Annotated in this window: 13 protein-coding genes, 2 tRNA genes and 3 rRNA genes; 4 read left to right on the forward strand and 14 right to left on the reverse strand. The window is 34.9% G+C overall.

Annotation, left to right across the window (positions count from 1 at the left end; all coding sequences use genetic code 11):
* Positions 1 to 315: 315 nt before the first annotated feature.
* The 9 genes from G8C41_RS06720 to G8C41_RS06760 all read right to left on the reverse strand — a co-directional run bounded on the left by G8C41_RS06720 (position 316) and on the right by G8C41_RS06760 (position 10654).
* A complete protein-coding gene (locus G8C41_RS06720; RefSeq protein WP_166006849.1) occupies positions 316 to 1305 on the reverse strand; it encodes an alcohol dehydrogenase catalytic domain-containing protein in 990 nt (329 codons plus the stop codon).
* A gap of 98 nt (positions 1306 to 1403) precedes the next feature.
* Entirely contained in the window at positions 1404 to 2600 is a 1197-nt protein-coding gene (locus tag G8C41_RS06725; protein ID WP_160567004.1) for a glycoside hydrolase family 10 protein, read from the reverse strand.
* A 73-nt stretch (positions 2601 to 2673) separates the two neighbouring features.
* Positions 2674 to 4005, reverse strand: a complete 1332-nt coding sequence (locus tag G8C41_RS06730) for a DNA recombination protein RmuC (protein ID WP_166006851.1) — start codon at positions 4003 to 4005, stop codon at positions 2674 to 2676.
* Between the two features lie 59 nt (positions 4006 to 4064).
* Positions 4065 to 5462: a dipeptidase gene (locus tag G8C41_RS06735; RefSeq protein ID WP_166006853.1), complete on the reverse strand. Its 1398-nt coding sequence runs from the start codon at positions 5460 to 5462 to the stop codon at positions 4065 to 4067.
* Between the two features lie 178 nt (positions 5463 to 5640).
* Positions 5641 to 5748, reverse strand: a 5S ribosomal RNA gene (rrf, locus tag G8C41_RS06740).
* Between the two features lie 77 nt (positions 5749 to 5825).
* A 23S ribosomal RNA gene (locus G8C41_RS06745) occupies positions 5826 to 8648 on the reverse strand.
* A gap of 121 nt (positions 8649 to 8769) precedes the next feature.
* Positions 8770 to 8843, reverse strand: a tRNA-Ala gene (locus tag G8C41_RS06750).
* A gap of 13 nt (positions 8844 to 8856) precedes the next feature.
* Positions 8857 to 8930 (reverse strand) — tRNA-Ile (locus G8C41_RS06755).
* A gap of 203 nt (positions 8931 to 9133) precedes the next feature.
* Positions 9134 to 10654, reverse strand: a 16S ribosomal RNA gene (locus G8C41_RS06760).
* Together the 16S, 23S and 5S rRNA genes with 2 tRNA genes alongside form the textbook arrangement of a ribosomal RNA operon.
* A gap of 430 nt (positions 10655 to 11084) precedes the next feature.
* Here G8C41_RS06760 and radA point away from each other — a divergent pair.
* From radA to G8C41_RS06775, 3 genes are all read left to right on the forward strand, one after another.
* Positions 11085 to 12440 (forward strand): DNA repair protein RadA, encoded by a 1356-nt coding sequence (gene radA, locus G8C41_RS06765; protein WP_160542591.1) that lies wholly within the window; start codon positions 11085 to 11087, stop codon positions 12438 to 12440.
* 269 nt (positions 12441 to 12709) lie between these two features.
* A complete protein-coding gene (locus tag G8C41_RS10200; RefSeq protein ID WP_160557313.1) occupies positions 12710 to 13576 on the forward strand; it encodes a M23 family metallopeptidase in 867 nt (288 codons plus the stop codon).
* Between the two features lie 38 nt (positions 13577 to 13614).
* The gene (locus G8C41_RS06775) at positions 13615 to 14022 is read left to right on the forward strand and encodes a polymer-forming cytoskeletal protein (RefSeq protein ID WP_105297194.1); all 408 of its coding nucleotides are present in this window, start codon (positions 13615 to 13617) and stop codon (positions 14020 to 14022) included.
* Positions 14023 to 14058: 36 nt separating this feature from the next.
* Here the strand turns inward: G8C41_RS06775 and G8C41_RS06780 are convergent, their stop codons facing one another.
* A complete protein-coding gene (locus G8C41_RS06780) occupies positions 14059 to 15327 on the reverse strand; it encodes an NAD(P)/FAD-dependent oxidoreductase (RefSeq protein WP_166006855.1) in 1269 nt (422 codons plus the stop codon).
* Between the two features lie 165 nt (positions 15328 to 15492).
* Here G8C41_RS06780 and G8C41_RS06785 point away from each other — a divergent pair, with 165 nt between their 5' ends.
* Positions 15493 to 16068, forward strand: a complete 576-nt coding sequence (locus tag G8C41_RS06785) for a DUF3109 family protein (RefSeq protein WP_166005605.1) — start codon at positions 15493 to 15495, stop codon at positions 16066 to 16068.
* A 7-nt stretch (positions 16069 to 16075) separates the two neighbouring features.
* On the opposite strand, the gene G8C41_RS06790 is transcribed toward G8C41_RS06785, so the two are convergent.
* Genes G8C41_RS06790 through G8C41_RS06805 form a run of 4 tightly spaced genes read right to left on the reverse strand, consistent with a single transcriptional unit; the run spans position 16076 to position 21450 of the window.
* Positions 16076 to 16597: a TlpA family protein disulfide reductase gene (locus tag G8C41_RS06790; protein WP_166006857.1), complete on the reverse strand. Its 522-nt coding sequence runs from the start codon at positions 16595 to 16597 to the stop codon at positions 16076 to 16078.
* Positions 16598 to 16599: 2 nt separating this feature from the next.
* Positions 16600 to 17328, reverse strand: a complete 729-nt coding sequence (gene lptB, locus G8C41_RS06795; protein ID WP_105297198.1) for an LPS export ABC transporter ATP-binding protein — start codon at positions 17326 to 17328, stop codon at positions 16600 to 16602.
* 60 nt (positions 17329 to 17388) lie between these two features.
* Positions 17389 to 18537: a sensor histidine kinase gene (locus tag G8C41_RS06800; RefSeq protein WP_166006859.1), complete on the reverse strand. Its 1149-nt coding sequence runs from the start codon at positions 18535 to 18537 to the stop codon at positions 17389 to 17391.
* Positions 18538 to 18594: 57 nt separating this feature from the next.
* Positions 18595 to 21450, reverse strand: a complete 2856-nt coding sequence (locus tag G8C41_RS06805; RefSeq protein ID WP_166006861.1) for a BamA/TamA family outer membrane protein — start codon at positions 21448 to 21450, stop codon at positions 18595 to 18597.
* Positions 21451 to 21452 lie beyond the last annotated feature (2 nt).

The following is a 21452-nucleotide window of genomic DNA, read 5'->3' on the forward strand; positions in this document are numbered from 1 at the left end:
TGTTTTTAATTACTAGTGAATGTACAAATTTAGGCATTTCCCTTAAATATGTAACTTTATATCCTACTTCAATTAACACAAATATGATGACGTATTCTTTTTACGATGTATTATTTATAGTTTATAGACAAATTATAGCAATAATTCATAGTAGACTTATTTAAATTTACATGCTTATTATTTATAAAATCTTCAAATTATATAAAATAAATATTTCTTGAAGACATAATTTATTAATAATCACCAATAGTTTATCATATATTCTTATCAATAGGTTTGCTTCCTTTATTACACCATTTTATTATAAAAAATTATCTATACTTCAATAAGATATTTATAACTGGAATTAGTATGTTTCATTTCGGCCAGATGAGTAGGTAAACGGTCAAAACTGCTGATTTTTTGATCTCTCAACTTTAATTTACCTGTACTGATTTGTTGTAAAAGTTTCTCCCCATCAGTCATTAATTGAACCGTTTGTTTTTCCGATGCAAATCGGTGAAATGCTCCCAAAGCGATTTCATGTAAGGAAACACAAGTTGAAAATGGAGGTAAAGGATTAGTATCTACTCTTCCTTGTATGGCAACTATATGTCCATAATAGGCTGCTAGATCTAAAAGTTGAGAAGCATGATTTCCACTAACCGTGTCAAAAATAACATCAAAGTTACTTCCGGGTAGAGCCTCTTTTATTTCATTTTTCCAATCATCATTTTTATAGTCGACTGCTTTACTAACTCCCATCTTATAAAATTCGTTATGATGTTGGAGATCGGCAGTTATATAAACCTTAGCTCCTGCATTCAGAATTAATTGGGTAAGAAAATATCCTACCGATCCTCCTGCTCCGCTTATTAGTACATTTTTATTATGTATATCCGGAATCTTCTGCATAGCCTGCCAGGCGGTTAAGGATGGACAAGGAAATGCTGCAGCTGCATAATCACTAAGTTTTTCAGGAATATGCATAATGCGGTTCCCTTTAAGAATAGTATAATTGGAAAAACTGCCTGCTTGGGTAAGATCAGAATGATAACATACTCTTGCTCCGATTTGTATACGCTTCATTTTCTTTCCTGTTTTAATAACAATACCGGCTCCATCTACTCCGGGAATCTGATCTTTTACCCATGAAGGATTGCCGGATGATATCAGTTTCCAATCAACCGGATTAAGTCCTATGACAGTATTTTTAATGAGTACTTCATCATCTTCAACTTCTCTGATTTTATATTCTTTACAAATTAAATCTTCCGGTTCTCCTCTATGCTGCCAACACCAAGCTTTTGAATATATCTCGTTCATAATTATTTGTCAATTTATATAGATTTATAAATGATATGTAAACTGCTCAACTTAAATTAGGATTTTATCGAAACCTATACTTTTATACTTTAAAGAATTTATTCTGCAAAAGGTCCGGATATTAGATTGGTAAGAACTCCTTTAGGATCATTTACTAGTGATTTATAACTGAAAAATATACTTCCTTTAACTTCTGGAAATTCACGATTATAATATACTTGCTCAACAAGTTCATTCGGATTTTTCCATTGATTGACTCTATAGGCCGCCATTCCTATATACAGTTTGGTGTCTGTTTCTTTAGCCATACTGCTCCACCATTCCACTAAAGTGGCATAATCGGCAAGATTATGTCCTCGATGCCAATATAACTGAGGAGCTACATAGTTTAACCACCCTTTTCTCATCCAAAGTAAAACATCAGCGTACAAATCGTCATAATTTTGTAATGCTTTGGTTTTCGATCCTAAAGGATCATTATTTTGATTTCTCCAAACACCAAATGGGCTAATGCCAAATTCTATATCTTTATTTTTGGATTTAATGCTCTTATATAATTTTTGTACAAAAGTATTAATGTTGTCTCTTCTCCAATCTGCTTTACTGGCAAAAGTTACCCCATATTTAGTGTAAGCCGTAAAATCAGGATAATCGAGTTTACCTACTTTATAGGGATAAAAATAGTCATCCAAATGAATACCATCTACTTCATAGTTATTAACTACTTCCATAATGGACTGTATTACATAATCACGTACTTCCGGAAGACCCGGATTTAGATATAATTGATTGGCATATCTAACCACCCAATTGGGATGCTTGAATGCAATATTATCAGTAGCCAATGAGCTCCAATTGGCATTGGCTGCAGAAAGTCTAAAAGGATTAAACCAAGCGTGTATTTCTATATCTCTTTTATGTGCTTCTTTAACCATAAATTCAAGGGGATCGTATCCCGGATCAACACCCTGCGTTCCTGACAAATAACCCGACCAGGGACTTAATTTAGATGGATATAATGCATCAGATGCGGGTTTTACCTGAACAATAATGGCATTCATTTTCCATTTTTTGACATTCTCCAATAAGGTTATAAATTCTTCTTTTTGTTGTTCAGCAGGTAAACCGGGTTTTGAAGGCCAATCTATATTTAAAAATGTTGCCACCCATACGGCCCTGAATTCTTTCGTATTTTTTTCTTCATTCTCTTCTTCTACAGGCTCATTGGTACCGGCAAAAATTAATGTTAATGATAAAAAATGTGCTACAATCAAAAATAATTTTTTGCTTTTCATTTATTTTATTATTTATTACTTAGAGAATTCATTCAATTTATTAATAAAATTTTATTACACAGTGTTTTTAAAATTAAGATTCACTTTCAAAAATTTCAGCTTTTGATATAAGATCTTCAGGCAAGGTTTTCTTAGCTTTTGCACCCATTTTTTTTAAATTATGTATTTGAGAGACAAGATTACCTCGCCCTTCTACCAGCTTGTTCATAGCGTTTCCATATTCATTTTTAGCCTCATCCATTTTTTTCCCTATACGCAACAAATCTTGTAGAAATCCTTCAAATTTATCGTATAAATTACCGGCAGTTTTAGCTATTTCATATGCATTTCTTTGTTGCTTTTGGTTATTCCACATACTATCAATAGTTTTCAAGGTTGCTAAAAGAGTAGATGGAGTAACTATAACAATATTTTCTTCGAAGGCTATGTTATATAAAGATGATTCATAATTTAAAGCTAAAGAAAAAGCCGTTTCAATGGGGATGAAAAGTAATATAAAATCTAATGAATTTTCTGCATGTAACCCCTGGTAATTTTTCGATGAAAGTTGATTAACATGTTTTTTAATAGAATTTATATGATCTTTTAAATGAAGTTTTTTTTCTTCTTCATTATCATTGTTTATGTAACGTTCATAGGCTATTAAAGAAACTTTGGAATCTATAATCATCTTTTTATTATCAGGAAGATATATGACTACATCGGGAATATACCGTTTTCCATCTTCAGAACATAAGCGTTCTTGTATAAAATATTCTCTTCCTTTTTCTAATCCCGATTTTTCTAAAACTCTTTCTAAAACTAATTCTCCCCAATTTCCTTGAATTTTTGTATCTCCTTTAAGAGCTTTAGTGAGATTTTCAGCCTCCTTAGAGATTCTTAAATTTTGGTTTTGTAAATAATGTAATTGTTCTTTTAAAGATGCATAGATCCCTATATTTTCTTTTTGGCTTTCTTCCACTCTCTTTTCAAAAACGGAAATTTTCTCTTGTAAGGGATCTAAAAGTGTTTTTATATTATGCCTGTTTTGTTCTGTAAATTTTTCAGTTTTTTGTTCCAGTATTTTACTTGCTATTATCTCAAATTCTTTCCTAAAATTATCTTGAATTTCTTCAATCTCCAATTTTTGCTCTTTATTTTTATGCATTAGGTTTTCAAAATCGGCATCTTTACGAGCTAATTCAAGCAATAATTGTTCTCTTTCCTTTTTTATTTTTTCCTTTTCAAACAACTCTTTTTCTTTTAGTTCTTCACTTTTACTTAAACCGGCATGTAAAACTTTTATCTTTTCATTTAAAAGAATTTTTTCGGAATTAATGGATGAATCTTTAATTTTTTTTCCGATATATATTCCTATTAATAAAAAAATGATACTAAATAGTAAAACCAAAAATATTTCAATCATAAATATAAGAGTACAAAAATGGATGTTTGAAAAATCAAGTTCTACTTACGTTTTAAATATTATTTTTTACTTCGTAAGTTTTCTGTATAAAATTTGAGAAAATAGGGAATGGTTTCAATTCCTTTATAAAAGTTAAATAAACCATAGTGTTCATTAGGAGAATGAATAGCATCACTATCCAATCCAAATCCCATTAAAACGGATTTTGCTCCCAGTAATTCTTCAAATAGAGAAACAATAGGAATACTGCCCCCGGTTCTGTAGGGTAAAACTTCTTTATTAAAGGTTTTTTCCATAGCCAGTTTAGCTGCTTTATATCCGGGATCTGAAGAGGGTAAAACATACGCATTACCTCCGTGATAAGGGGTGACTTTTACTTTAACACTTTCCGGAGCAATGGATAAAAAATGTTTTGTAAACAATTCAGTTATTTCCTCAGGATTTTGGTCAGGAACTAACCTCATGGATATTTTAGCATGAGCTTTTGATGGAATAACAGTTTTAGCTCCTTCTCCTGTATAACCTCCCCAAATACCATTTACATCTAAGGTAGGTCGTATAGATGTTCTCTCTAACGAATTATATCCTTTTTCCCCTTGCGTCCCTTTTAAACCAATTGATTTTTTAAACTCTTCTTCATCAAAAGGAATTTTATTTAATTCTGCCCGATCTTCAGGAGATAATTCTATTACCTTATCATAGAAGCCTTTAACAGTAATTTTGCCGTCTTTATCAATTAACGAAGCGATCATATCAGAAAGCACGTTAATAGGATTAGGAACTGCACCACCATATAAACCTGAATGTAAATCTCGATTAGGCCCTTCTACTTCAACTTCTACATAACTTAGACCTCTTAAACCGGTTGTAACTGTGGGAACTTGATTTGAAAAAATATGTGTGTCTGATATCAATATAACATCACATGAAAGTTTGCTTAAATTTTCTTTTAAAAAATTCCCCAAATTGACAGAACCTATTTCTTCTTCTCCTTCAATAATTAATTTAACATTACATGGTAAAGAATTTGTTTTAATAAGAGACTCAATAGCCTTTACATGCATAAAGAATTGACCTTTATCATCAGCAGACCCTCGAGCATAAATTGCACCTTCCGGATGTATGTTTGATTTTCTTATTACAGGATCAAAAGGATCGGTTTCCCAAAGATTCAAGGGATCTGCAGGTTGTACATCGTAATGACCATAAATTAAAACTGTTGGTAAATCGGAGCTAATAATTTTATCGGCATAAACTACCGGATTACCTTGTGTTTTACATATTTCAACATTCTCAAATCCGGATTCTTTTAAATTATTAGAAATACTATTGGCACATTTTATTATGTCATTAGCATATGCAGAATCCGCGCTAATAGATGGGATTCGTAATAAATCAAATAATTCGTCTAAATATCTTTGTTTATTTTCTATTTGGTATTGAAAAGCTTTATCCATTTATTTATTATTATAGTAACAAATATATAAATAAAAAAACCGCTTCCAGGATAGTTTTTGAAATTAATAAATAAGAAGAAGTAATAAACAGGTAAAAAGAAGGTAACCAAAAAAACCACTCCACTCCAAAACAAAAAAAGCCTTGTATATTACCTATACAAAGCTTTCTTTTTTAAAAAACCGGCGGCTACCTACTCTCCCGCGTTTGCAGTACCATCAGCGCAAGTAGGCTTAACTTCTGTGTTCGAAATGGGAACAGGTGAGCCCTACCGCTATAACCACCCTAAATATCTTAATGGGATTTTATATAAATTTGTAAACTCTTACGGCCAATTCTATTAACTTTTATTTTTTTTATTTTTTTGGACGAAATCTCCGGGTAATTAGTACTACTCGGCTATGACATCACTGCCTTTACACCTGTAGCCTATCAACGTGGTATTCTCCCACGACCCTATATCGAATTCTTATCTTGTGGCGAGTTTCGCACTTATATGCTTTCAGTGCTTATCTCTTCCAAACTTAGCTACTCAGCGGTGAACCTGGCGGCACAACTGATACACCAGAGGTTTGTTCAACTCGGTCCTCTCGTACTAGAGTCAACTCCACGCAAAATTCTACGCCCGCAATAGATAGAGACCGAACTGTCTCACGACGTTCTGAACCCAGCTCGCGTGCCACTTTAATGGGCGAACAGCCCAACCCTTGGGACCTTCTCCAGCCCCAGGATGTGACGAGCCGACATCGAGGTGCCGAACCTCCCCGTCGATGTGAGCTCTTGGGGGAGACTAGCCTGTTATCCCCGGAGTACCTTTTATCCTATGAGCGATGGCCCTTCCATGCGGAACCACCGGATCACTATGTCCTGCTTTCGCACCTGCTCGACTTGTCGGTCTTGCAGTCAAGCACCCTTATGCCATTACACTCTGCGCACGGTTGCCAAGCGTGCTGAGGGTACCTTTGAAAGCCTCCGTTACTCTTTTGGAGGCGACCACCCCAGTCAAACTACCCACCACGCAATGTCCTTCTGTTCAGAAGTTAGGCTCCAGATAAATAAAGGGTGGTATTTCAACGTCAACTCCTCGACTCCTGGCGAAGCCGATTCTTAGTTTCCCACCTATCCTACACATCATTTACCCGAAGTCAATACGAAGCTATAGTAAAGGTTCACAGGGTCTTTTCGTCCCATTGCGGGTAATCGGCATCTTCACCGATACTACAATTTCACCGAGCTCATGGTTGAGACAGTGCCCAGATCGTTACACCATTCGTGCAGGTCGGAACTTACCCGACAAGGAATTTCGCTACCTTAGGACCGTTATAGTTACGGCCGCCGTTTACTGGGGCTTCAGTCAAAGGCTTCGCTTACGCTAACCTCCTTCCTTAACCTTCCAGCACCGGGCAGGTGTCAGACCCTATACGTCATCTTGCGATTTTGCAGAGTCCTGTGTTTTTGATAAACAGTCGCCTGGGCCTTTTCACTGCGGCTCCCTTTTTATGGGGAGCGACCTTTCTCCCGAAGTTACAGGTCTATTTTGCCTAGTTCCTTAACCATGATTCACTCGAGCGCCTTAGGATACTCTCCTCATCCACCTGTGTCGGTTTTGGTACGGGCGCTGTAAACTTGCCTTAGAAGTTTTTCTTGAGAGCTCTTACCTACACTATCCATTCCACCGTAGCTTCCTGGTACTTTCACTTTCGGCATCGGCAACGCATTTTACTATTGCTGATTTACCTACATGCTTTAACGTACTATTCCGTCAGTACGCGGTAGTGTCATTACTCTGTCACTCCATCGAATTTACAGCCGGTATCGGAATATTAACCGATTTCCCATCGATTGCTCCTCTCGGATTCACCTTAGGTCCCGACTTACCCTCAGCTGATTAGCATAGCTGAGGAAACCTTGGATTTTCGGCGTGAAGGTTTCTCACCTTCATTATCGTTACTTATGCCTACATTTTCTTTTCTATACGCTCCACAATAAGTCACCTTACTGATTCTGCGCATATAGAATGCTCCCCTACCGAAATTTTCATTTCGCATAGCTTCGGTAGTATACTTATGCCCGAGTATTATCCATGCCAAACCGCTCGACTAGTGAGCTGTTACGCACTCTTTAAATGAATGGCTGCTTCCAAGCCAACATCCTAGCTGTCTGGGCAGTCTGACCTCGTTTGTTCAACTTAGTATACATTTCGGGACCTTAGCTGTTGCTCTGGGTTCTTTCCCTCTCGGACATGGACCTTAGCACCCATGCCCTCACTGCTAAGAAACATATAATAGCATTCGGAGTTTGTCAGGATTTGGTAGGCGGTGAAACCCCCGCATCCAATCAGTAGCTCTACCTCTAGTATACTCTTTCTTAACGCTGCACCTAAATGCATTTCGGGGAGTACGAGCTATCTCCCAGTTTGATTAGCCTTTCACCCCTATCCACAGGTCATCCGAAGACTTTTCAACGTCAACCGGTTCGGTCCTCCACTTTGTGTTACCAAAGCTTCAACCTGCCCATGGATAGATCACAAGGTTTCGCGTCTAATCCCACTAACTCAACGCCCTATTCAGACTCGCTTTCGCTGCGGCTCCGTAGCTGAACTACTTAACCTCGCTAGTGAAATTAACTCGTAGGCTCATTATGCAAAAGGCACGCCGTCACATCTTACGATGCTCCGACCGCTTGTAGGCGTATGGTTTCAGGGTCTCTTTCATCTTTCTTTTCGAAATACTTTTCACCTTTCCCTCACGGTACTTGTTCGCTATCGGTCTTCAAGGAGTATTTAGCCTTGGAGGATGGTCCCCCCATGTTCAGACAGGATTTCACGTGTCCCGCCCTACTCTTTTTCATAAATAACCAGATTTCACTTACAGGACTTTCACCTTCTTCGGTTGTTCTTTCCAAAACATTCTGCTATCTAATTACATACTTTTGGGCTCTTCCGATTTCGCTCGCCACTACTCTCGGAATCTCGGTTGATTTCTTTTCCTCTTCCTACTTAGATGTTTCAGTTCGGAAGGTTTGCCTTCCCTTGCGGGAATACTATACTCTTGTATAGTGGGTTGCCCCATTCAGATATCTGCGGATCTATTCGTGTGTGCCAATCCCCGCAGCTTTTCGCAGCTTACCACGTCTTTCTTCGCCTCTTGAAGCCTAGGCATCCGCCATACGCCCTTAACGATTTCTTTTCCTTAGCCAATTATATTGGCCGCTCGGTTTATTTTTTTATATAAAATCCCAATAATGTCAATGATCCGTATATAACACTGGTTCTTTTTACTACTTCTTTCTTTCGTTTTTCGAACCTTGTGGAGAATAAGGGAGTCGAACCCTTGACCTCCTGCGTGCAAGGCAGGCGCTCTAGCCAGCTGAGCTAATTCCCCTTGTTTCCCTTTGTAGTCTCAGGCAGACTCGAACTGCCGACCTCTACATTATCAGTGTAGCGCTCTAACCGGCTGAGCTATGAGACTGATTGATTTTTATTTTCCTCGTTGCTCCTTTTACTCTTCTTCTATTGTCTTACCTTTTCCTTACAGGGGCTTTTCAGGGGTGTTATATATCTTGTGTTTTTTTAACTTTTTACTTACTCTTTTATTTGTTTAAGTAGGAAACACCTGGAAGTTGTCAGCTTCTTTTGGGGGTTGTTATTCCTTGTTTTGACTTTTTGCTCTAAAAAAGAGATGTTCCAGCCGCACCTTCCGGTACGGCTACCTTGTTACGACTTAGCCCCAGTCACTAGTTTTACCCTAGGCAGCTCCTTTTACGGTCACCGACTTCAGGTACCCCCAGCTTCCATGGCTTGACGGGCGGTGTGTACAAGGCCCGGGAACGTATTCACCGCAGCATGGCTGATCTGCGATTACTAGCGATTCCAGCTTCATAGAGTCGAGTTGCAGACTCCAATCCGAACTGAGACCGGCTTTTGAGATTCGCATCTGGTTGCCCAGTAGCTGCCCTCTGTACCGGCCATTGTAGCACGTGTGTGGCCCAGGGCGTAAGGGCCGTGATGATTTGACGTCATCCCCACCTTCCTCGCGGTTTGCACCGGCAGTCTCATTAGAGTTCCCGACTTTAATCGCTGGCAACTAATGATAAGGGTTGCGCTCGTTATAGGACTTAACCTGACACCTCACGGCACGAGCTGACGACAACCATGCAGCACCTTGAAAATTGTCCGTAGAAATACTTATTTCTAAGTACGTCAATTCCCATTTAAGCCCTGGTAAGGTTCCTCGCGTATCATCGAATTAAACCACATGCTCCACCGCTTGTGCGGGCCCCCGTCAATTCCTTTGAGTTTCAACCTTGCGGTCGTACTCCCCAGGTGGGATACTTATTACTTTCGCTTAGTCACTGAGGGCTAACCCCCAACAACGAGTATCCATCGTTTACGGCGTGGACTACCAGGGTATCTAATCCTGTTCGCTCCCCACGCTTTCGTCCATCAGCGTCAATCGGTATTTAGTAACCTGCCTTCGCAATCGGGGTTCTGTGTAATATCTATGCATTTCACCGCTACACTACACATTCCAGCTACTTCAATACTATTCAAGATTAACAGTATCAACGGCAGTTCTACAGTTAAGCTGCAGGTTTTCACCGCTGACTTATCAACCCGCCTACGGACCCTTTAAACCCAATAAATCCGGATAACGCTCGCATCCTCCGTATTACCGCGGCTGCTGGCACGGAGTTAGCCGATGCTTATTCGTATGGTACCTTCAGAACATTACACGTAATGTGGTTTATTCCCATACAAAAGAAGTTTAAAACCCATAGGGCTGTCGTCCTTCACGCGGGATGGCTGGATCAGGCTCTCACCCATTGTCCAATATTCCTCACTGCTGCCTCCCGTAGGAGTCTGGTCCGTGTCTCAGTTCCAGTGTGGGGGTTCACCCTCTCAGGCCCCCTAAGGATCATCGTCTTGGTAAGCCGTTACCTTACCAACTAACTAATCCTACGCATGCCTATCTATATCCGATAAATCTTTTAATATCTGCCAATGCTGGCTGATATGTTATCCGGTATTAATCCGGGTTTCCCCGGGCTATCCCAGTGATACAGGTAAGTTGCATACGCGTTACGCACCCGTACGCCGGTCTCTCTTGAAGCAAGCTCCAAAATACCCCTCGGCTTGCATGTGTTAGGCCTCCCGCTAGCGTTCATCCTGAGCCAGGATCAAACTCTCCATTGTAATTTCTTTGTTATTATCAATTTCAAGGTTTTTCCCTAACTCAAAAGAATCTCTCTTCTTCCAGGTTGTGTTTTGCTACTTTTTATCTTTCGTAAGCTTTGTTTAAAAAAACTTTTTATTTCAACGATCTTTTGCGCTTCTCAGGTCTCTCTTCTTCTGTTTTTCTCTTTCGTTGTTCCTGACTTGCGGGTGCAAAGATAGCTACTTTTTCTTTCCCTGCAAGTTTTTTTGTAATCTTTTTTTAATCTTTTTTGCCAAATAATCATTAGTGTCCTGAATACCACCTATTTAACCTCAAAAAAATTTTTAATTTTTTTTAATTCTTTTTTTAACGCTCCAGATACTTGTTATTATATAGTCATTAACAAAGATTATTATAGACTATCTTTGTACTAACTAATAAATGTAAATAACTATATATATATTAAATATGGCTAAGGCTAAAACTACTTTTTTTTGTCAAAATTGCGGAACTCAATATTCTCAATGGCTGGGCCAATGCAAAGTATGCGGAGAATGGAACACTATTGTTGAAGAAGTTATTGAAAAAAGTTCTGCAAATTCTATTTCTTCCCTTAATTCCTCTTCTTCTAGAAATAAAATATATAAGATTCACGAAATTGAAACTACGGATGAATATCGTATTCTTTCTAATGACTCTGAACTGGATCATTTATTAGGTGGCGGTATCGTTCCCGGTAGTGTTATTTTGATTGGAGGGGAACCCGGCATCGGTAAATCTACTTTGTTATTGCAAATTTCTTTACAAATACCCAGAAAAGTATTATATGTTTCGGGAGAGGAAAGCAGTAATCAAATTAAAATGAGATCTGACCGTTTGGATATTTCTAATTCTGAATGCTATATTTTAACGGAAACTTCAACTCAAAAGATTTTAAAGAAAGCTCATGAGCTTCAACCGGAGTTGTTAGTGATTGATTCCATTCAAACTCTACATTCATCTTATATAGAATCTTCTCCGGGAAGTATATCTCAAATTAGAGAATGCGCTTCCGAATTAATTAAATATGCTAAGGAAACTTCTACTCCTGTATTTTTAATTGGACATATTACTAAGGAGGGTTCTATAGCCGGTCCTAAAATTTTGGAGCATATGGTAGATGTCGTTCTTCAGTTTGAAGGGGACAGAAATTATGTCTACCGACTTTTACGTGCAAATAAAAATAGGTATGGTTCTACTTCCGAACTTGGAATTTATGAAATGTTCTCTTCCGGGTTGAAACAGGTAAAAAATCCGTCTGAAATTTTAGTATCTAAAAAAGATGAAAGTTTATCGGGAAATGCTATTGCGGTTACTTTGGAAGGATTACGCCCTATGTTGGTTGAAATTCAAGCATTGGTATCAACGGCTGTTTATGGAACGCCTCAACGGGTGACAACGGGTTTTGACGTCAAACGATTAAATATGTTATTAGCTGTTTTGGAAAAGCGTGCGGGTTTTCATTTGGGAACTAAGGATGTGTTTTTAAATGTTACCGGAGGTATTCGTGTTGATGATCCTGCTATTGACTTAGCTGTTATTTGTGCTATTTTGTCTTCTAATGAGGATATTTCTTTACCGGATAATTGTTTATTCGCCGGTGAAATTGGTTTAAGTGGTGAAATCAGGCCTGTAAATCGTATTGAACAGCGAATTATTGAGGCTGAAAAATTAGGTTATGATGTCATTTTCATTTCTAAGTATAATAAAATTGATCGCAAGAAATATAATATTAGGGTTGAAATGGTTTCTAAGGTTGAGGATGTCTATAAGTTATTATTCTAATTAAATGTATGTAAATTTCACTTTCTTCGTAAGGTGTAATTTTTTGCGGTGAATATATTTTTATTATACTAAACTAATAAGTGATATTTGGCATTTCAATCTATTACAAATTGTATTTTTATTTTTTAAATTAACGAAAATTGTGGACAGTTTTGTGCTTACAAATAATGTCTAAATTTTTGCTAATTTATTGTTAAACGTAATGTTTACATTATACTTTTAGTTTTAATTTTTTTATATTTGTTCCACTACCTTCAGAATATTATACTATGAAAAATAACAAATCTAAATATTCCACTATAATTATTACTGATAAAAATTCACTGGAAACAAAAATTTTTTCTGTTAAAAATAAGCATATAAGAAATATTTTTCTGTACAAAAAGATTTTACTTTTATCAATTTTTACTATTTTTTGTTTAGTTGCGGGATTGGTTAGTTACATAAGTTATGTGTATTACCAAAAACAAGATTTACATGTTAAGATTGCCGACCTTGAAAGTAAGTTGGATACTAAAAAATTAAATGATATGATTATCAATCTTAATGAAGCTGAAAAATCTTTATTAAAGATTGAGAGATACCTTAAAGATCGTCAAGTTAAAACACTCCCTACTAACGCCACTAATTATAATGTTGATAATGTGGGGGGAGAGTATTATCCTGTTAATGATTCTAACTTAAATTTAATTGAAAATAAAAAAAAGAGAATTTCCGATATATACAAAAAGATTCAATTCATTCCTATCGGCTTACCTCATGTTGGAAGGATAACTTCTAATTTTGGTGTGAGAGGAAATCCGATGAAAAAAGGTAAAGGATCCGAGTTTCATCCGGGTTTGGATATAGCGGGAACTATTGGTGATCCTATTCATGCTACTGCGAATGGGGTTGTTACCTTTGCCAGTGTTAGAGGAGGATATGGAAATTGTGTAATGATAAAGCACCATTTCGGTTATGAAACATTATACGGTCACATGTCTAAAATATTGGTTAAAGAAGGACAGGTTGTCAATGCCGGAGATGTTATTGGTGAATTAGGAAGTACCGGCCGTTCTACCGGACCTCATGTTCATTATGAAATTATTTTAAATAAAGAAAAAGAAAATCCAAATAATTATTTGCATGTAAACTAAATATGAAATAAATTTAACTACTATAAAATAAACTAACTATGTTCAACAAAAAAAAAGGAGCTGCTCTTAATTTATCTACAGAAAACATTACTACTATTATTGCGGAAGATTGTAAAATTGAAGGAAATATAGAATGTAAGGAATTTATTAGAATTGATGGTCAAACATTAGGAAATGTCAACAGCACTTGTGGGCTTGTTGTTGGTCAGAAAGGAAGTGTTAAAGGAGATATTAGAACTAAAGAACTTATTGTATATGGCCAAATTGACGGTGATATTTTTGTTGATAATCTTAGTTTGAAAAACTCGGGGTCTATTATAGGAAATATGCAGGTAAAAAGTTTTCAAGTTGAAAATGGTGCCTTATATAAAGGCACCGTTAGTATGGATCAAAATAATTCTACTCCTATTAATAAAAAAGAAAATAATTCTCAGATTGTAGTATAAATTTTATTTCTGAAATTTATACAATATTTTAGGTGTTCAGGGTCTTGGATCTCCAATTTTATAGGCACTTCCTAAGGAAGAATTTTTAGATATGTATATGGTTAACCAACGATATAAAGTATTTAATCTATTACCTATGGAAACTAATGAAATTAAGTGGATGGACGACCAGATAATCCATGCCGGTAATCCTTTTAAAAATAAGGTAGGATGAATCAGATCGGCTACGGCTTTATTTCTTCCGATAACTGCCATAGACCCTCTATCTTTATAACTGAATGCTACAGGTTGATATGTGTCTTGGGTAAGTTGTTTTTTTAAATTATTAGCCAAATTTTTTCCTTGTTGTATTGCTACTTGAGCTAATTGCGGATGTCCTGAAGGAAAATTAGGATCAGTAGTCATGATGCAGGTATCCCCTATTGCATATATATTTGAAAATCCTTGAACTTTATTATACGCGTCAACTTGCATACGTCTACCTCTTCCATACACTTCTTTAGGTATTCCTTCAAAAATTCTTGAAGTAACTCCCGCTGTCCAGATTATAGTTTTTGTTTCAATTTTATCTCCGTTAGAAAAATATATGGTGTTTTCATCACAATCTTTTACTTGTGTATTTACCAGTATTTTAACTCCTAATTTATCTAAGGCATGATAAGCTTCTTTGTGAGATTTTTCGCTCATAGGTCCCAATAATACGGGGCTTCCTTCTACCAAATAGACTTGAATTTGGTCTTTTAAATCTTTATAGTCTACATTTTCAATATAATTGATAATTTCGCGAATAACTCCTGCTATTTCAACTCCGGCAGGTCCTCCTCCGGTGATGACGATGGATAATAATCTTTTCTTTTCTACTAAATCAGTTTCTCTACTGGCGGCTTCTAACCTTTCTAAAAGTATATTTCTAAGTAACAAAGCATCATTTAAGGTTTTCATTGGAAAGGCATATTTCTCTAAATTTTCCATTCCGAAATAGTTACTTTGCGTTCCCGTTGCTAAAATCAAAATATCATAATCTAATTCTCCATTAGATAAGACTACTTTGTTTTCATCGGATTTGATTTCAATTAATTCTCCTAATCTGAATTTAACATTTTTTTTATGTCTTATAAATCTACGGAAAGGATAGCTGATAGCTGCGGGATCTAAAATACTTGAACTTACTTGATATATTAATGGTGGAAAAAAATTATAGTTGTTTTTGTCGACTAAGGTAATTTCAAAATTAGAATCATTGGACAATCTGGTGATAATATTAATCCCAGCAAAACCTCCACCTATTAATACGATTTTTTTCATAATTTGCACTAAAAAATTAATTTAACATATTGATGCAAACACATTTATTTCTTAAGAACACAAAAATGTATAGCATACATTTTATCAAAGTTACTGTTTTTTTGTAAAGTTATATAAACTTTTAATAAAAATTTAATGCTATCTTTGAATTTATTTTCAAAAATCATGATTCAAATAGAAGATACAATAATTTCTTTAGATGTATTACAGAAACAATTTGTTTGTAATCTTAATAAATGCAAAGGGATATGTTGTGTGGAAGGAGATTCGGGAGCTCCACTCGATGAAGAAGAATTACCGATTCTTGAAGACATATATGAGCAAGTATCGCCTTATCTTAGAGAGGAAGGTAGAAGGGCTATTGAATTGGAAGGTAAATATACAACCGACCTTGATGATGATTATGTTACTCCGTTAATAGAGGGTAGAGAATGTGCTTATGTAATCTATGATGAAAATCAAGCTGCGAAATGCGCCATTGAAAAGGCTTACGAAGACGGTAAAATTGATTTTAAAAAACCTATTTCCTGTCATCTGTATCCGGTTCGTCTTCAAAAATTACGAAAATATGTTGCGGTAAATTATGATGAATGGTATATATGCAAGGATGCGTGTACTTTAGGTAAAGAACTTAATGTTAAAGTTTTCGAATTTTTAAAAGAACCTTTAATTAGAAAATTCGGAGAAAATTGGTACAACCAGTTGATAGAAGCTGAGAAACTTTTAGAAATAAGTAAATAATTTAGCTTTATTTTTCCTGCAACGTATCTATGGTTTTTTGTATTTGTGTGTCATTTGCCGTAATTGCATAATAGTAAGCAATTTTTCCTTGTTGATCTATTACCATATAGCGTGGAATCCAATTTAATTCTATATATTCTGTAAAAGGATTTTTCCAACCAGTTGAAAACCAATAATTATCACCCGTATTTAATTCATACTTAGTGATACCGTTTTTCCAAGAATCGTAATTTTTGTCTAATGACAGATAGATAAAATCTACATTATTATTTTTTTGCTTAAGAGCCCGTGAATCGGGCATTCCCACTATGCAATCTTTACACCAAGATGCCCAAAATTTCAGGATGGTAACTTTACCTTTGTGTTTATTTAGTATGGATTGCATCGTTGTTTCTTTATGATCCATATCAACTACAAGTTGCTTTAAGGCTTCTTCAGAAAATTCAGTTTTGGAAATTAATGGAACTTGTTGACTATAACTTAATGTTGCTATTAAAGTAATATATAGTCCTGTTAAAATTTTTTTCATTATTATATTTTTTCAAATCTGAAATTTTCTCCTAAATATACTTGACGAACTATCGGATCATTTGCTAATTCTTCGGGATATCCTTCCTTTAATATATTTCCTTCGAACATAACATAAGTTCTATGAGTGATAGCCAGAGTTTGCTGAACGTTATGGTCTGTTATTAAAATTCCTATATTTTTATTTACCAAAGAACGCACGACTTTTTGAATATCTTCAACGGCAATAGGGTCAACTCCTGCAAAGGGTTCATCAAGTAAAATAAATTTAGGATCGGTAGCTAGACATCGAGCAATTTCGCAACGACGTCTTTCTCCTCCCGACAATAAATCTCCTCGGTTCTTACGAACGTGTTCTAAACCAAATTCTTCTATTAAAGAATCTGCTTTTATTTTTCTTTCTTTCTTTGAAAGTTTGGTCATCTCCAACACTCCCACAATATTATCCTCAACTGATAATTTCCTGAATATAGAAGCTTCTTGAGCCAAATACCCGATTCCTTTTTGGGCCCTTTTATACATGGCATCTTTGGTTATGTTAATCTTATCCAAAAATACATTTCCTTGAGTAGGCTTGATTAAGCCTACAATCATATAAAAAGAAGTGGTTTTTCCGGCTCCATTAGGCCCTAACAATCCTACTATTTCTCCTTGTTTTACATTTAATGAAACATCTTTAACTACTCGTTTGTTTCCGTATGTTTTTATTAAATGTTCTCCTCGTAATATCATAATATCAAAAGTAATTAAATTACTACGTTTTTTTCTATTACTCAATAAAATTTTTACAAATTATTTTTTTAAAATTATTCTAAAAGTAGTCCCTTTATTAATTTCGGTATTTTGAACGAAAATTTTACCGTAGTGATAATCTTCAATAATTCGCCTGGCCAGAGACAAGCCTAGTCCCCACCCTCTTTTTTTAGTTGTAAATCCGGGTTTGAATATTTTTTTCACATTTTTTGATTCAATGCCTGATCCTTCATCGGAAATATCTATAAAAATATTTTTTTTGTTATCGTGGATTTGCAATTTTATTTTTCCTTCTCCTTTCATGGCATCTGCTGAATTTTTAATGAGATTTTCGATAACCCAACTATATAAGATGTTATTTAAAGAAACATATACAGGATACTCCGGTGCTTGAAATTCAAACCCGATTTGTTTGGACATTCTTCTTTTCAAATACATAAATGCTTGTTCCGATATTTCCACAATATCTTCTTTTTTTAGTGAAGGAGTTGATCCTATTTTAGAAAATCTGTCGGTAATATTTTGCAGTCTGTGTACATCTTTTTCAATATTTATTATCGGTTTCTGATCAATTTCTTCTGTTTTTAATATTTCCAGCCATCCCATGATGGATGAAAGCGGCGTACCGATTTGATGTGCGGTTTCCTTAGCCATTCCAGCCCATAGTAAACTTTGCTCTGTTTTTTTTACGGTTTTAAAATACCAATAGGTAAACCAGACAAACAATGTTACTAGTATAATTAGCACAAAGGGATAATAACCTAATTGTGTCAGTAGAACCGAGTTTTTATAATATACGTATTGATTTCCAAAAGGAAGTTTAATAAGAATGGGATAGTAGGATTCTGCCATTTCGTGCAATTCTTCCTTTAATTTTAAAGAATCTGAAATAATTTTTTTACTTACATTTTTAGAATCAATGTAATTTCCTTTTTCATCTACTAAAATTACGGGTATGGTAGTGTTTTGCTCGATAAGCTGCACTAAAAAAAATTGAGTTTTAGGAGGAATGTCTGTTTCCGTGTTTAATAATTCCAACGTTTTGGCATAATTTGAAATTTTTACGGATTCTTCTTCTTTTAATTCTTCAACTTTGCTGTTAGAAAAGATTATAATAAAAAGAGCTACTATAAGCGCCAATATATACCCAAACCAATTCCGTAATCTAATATTTTTAAAAAAGCTCATTTTCCGAATTTTATGAATTCATATATCAACGTATTTATGCAAACAAAAATTATTTGATTAAAACGGATAGTCGATAGCAAAATTAACTTGAGGTTTCAACAGATTGATATATTTAAAATACCATCGGTCATTTTCATCTCTTCTTGGATCATGAAATCGATAAGCAAAATCAAAGCGAATGATAAAGTTACTTATATCCCAACGGATCCCCCATCCTCCTCCAATTCCCAGTTCTTTATAGAAGGAATTAAATTCAAATTTATTCAGTGAATTATTATTAATTCCCCAAACATTTCCTGCATCTACAAATAAAGCTCCTTCGAACCCTTTACTTGGTAAAGGAAACCTGTATTCTACCTGAGTCAACAATTTAAAATTATCGATCGCTATTAGTTCATAGCCGTCTTTTCCTCCTAATTTTGATGATCCCGGACCAAAACCAAAGGATTTCCAGGCTCGAACATCACTCGGTCCACCCACAGAGTAGCTTCGGTCAAAAGGCATACTAAAGGAATTTCCATAAGGTATTCCTATTCCGGTAAAAAGTCTCGCATTAAACGATTTTTTTCCGGAAAAAATCCAAAATTTCCTTAGATCTAAATCGAATTTCACATATTGTGAATAGGGAACTCCAAATATTTGTTTTATAGTTTTATTATTGGAAGTTGTAAAATCTTTGAGTGTTTTGTTAAATAAAGATTCCAGATTACCGGCTAATTCCACTTGTGCTTTTAAATAAAAAGGATGTTTACCCGGAAAATATCCTAATCGTTGATCGTAGGTAAAATCATATTTAAAAGAGGAGATTAATACATTCTGTGTGAAACGATAACGACGAAATTCCATTAAGTCGTAATCGTTGGCTAAACTTAAATGCGTAGTTCTTAAATAATCTTGAAAGTCTATATTATTTTGAATTTGAAACAGCAAATCATTATCGTTATGGTTTTTGTCGTATTCCTCTTTGGCGGAAGGATATTGTTGAAAATATAAATCGTAAACACTATTTCTTACTTTACTGTCTTGTGTATATATGTTGAAATAATTATTAGGATTTAAAAACTGTGTATATTGTAGATTCCATAATGTAATTTGGTGAACGGTAGTTCGGGTGGGATTGAAATTATAAAGTAATCCGGCATTATAACTTCTTTTATCCAAACCTATGTTATATTGTGCATTATATCCTAAAGAAATTGCCGATGAAGGCCCCCAGGCTTTAGGAATAATTCTTTTTGCGTTGAAAGGCAAAATAAGCTTAGGAAAGGATAAACTGGCCTGCGCTGATAGTTCCGATGCATTAAAAATTTTACTGTTATTTTTTTTGGTTTTAATATTTCCTAAGGATCCTCCAAAACTGACACTTAAATTTTCTGCTCCCCCAAAAAGATTTTTTACCGTAAAGGTAAGATTGGGAGTTATACCGAAATTAACAACACCTGAATTAAACGCTTCAAATCCTAATTCATAAGAATATTTATCCATGGGAGAAAGAATGATATTGGATATTAAGGTAGAATCTGAGTCTTTTTCAGGAACTGTATTAAACCCGAGGATGTTAAAATTATTTACTTTATATATATTTCGTCGAGTACGAGTCTCAGAGCTTAAATTATATGAATGCCCTTTTTCAATGGCTAGCATATCTGCCAATACTCTGTTTTTATATTTATTTCCTAAATGGTTAACAATGAAAGCAATGGTATCGTTAACCATGATTTTTGTTTTCTTTCCGTCAACCCGTCTTACTATTTTTTTGGTAGTTACATAGAAACTTGAGTCTATAGTATTTTTACTTGTATCTCTATTTTCGTTATCTAAAAGTGAAATGTTTATTTTATTGTATTTAAATCTTTTGAATTTATGCACTAAAGTATCTTTCTTAAGAGTATCCGATCTAGTGGAATCGGTAACAGTTGCGGTAGTGGTAGAACTTCCTATTTGGCTTTTCTTGATTGATAATCTGACCGAAACATCATATACATTATTAGCCGTATCTACATAGTAAATAACTTCATCTTTAAGATCATTGAAACGATAATATCCCATATTTTTAAAACGGTTTTCCAAACGGGATATCTCATTCTCAATTACATAAGCATCTAATCGATCTCCTTTTTTAACATAGGAACCTCTACTGAATAGGTTGTATATAAATTCGTCTTTTGAAAGTTCATAAGTTTGAGACTTTTTTTTCTTCGCCTGTCTTGTTCGCTTTAAATAATGAGCATATAAATCATCTTTTATTTCATCGGCAATATCATACGTAATTGTATCCATAATCATAGGACGTCCTAATTTTATGGAATATTGCACATGAGCTTTTTTACCGGAAGTAATTACACTGTCTCTTACAATGGACTTACGCCAACCTCTATTTTTAAAATATTGTTGTATGTTTTTTGAAGAAGTTTTAGATAGTAAGGTATCAACTAATACAGGGGCTTCTCCATTATTATAAAAAAAGCGATCAAACCATCTGGATTTGCCAACATAATTTTTTAAGTTATATTTTACATATAGAGAATCCAGTAATTTTTGATTTCTTTGTTTTTGACTAACGGAATAGTATTCTGCGTAGACGGAATCGAATGTAGGATTTGAGAAATCATACAGCCACAAGCCTAATGGAATTATGAATAGTATTTTTTTATTAGATTTTTGCTTTACATAACTGTCCAGTTCATCCTCAAATGGTTTCTTGTATTCGTTGATAATTTCTTTGCCTTTTTTATTCAAAAAGGGATTACCGTATGCATCCAAATAGGGTTTTCCTTTTTTATCTACATATTTATATTTATTATCAATAAATAAATGTCCATTTTTAGGTACTTTATTTGTTCTACATGAAAAAATGAGAAACAGTTGAACAAAAATCAATATTTTTACTATAATATTGTATCCTAATTTCATTT

This window comes from Apibacter sp. B3706 (assembly GCF_011082725.1).
Lineage (GTDB): Bacteria > Bacteroidota > Bacteroidia > Flavobacteriales > Weeksellaceae > Apibacter.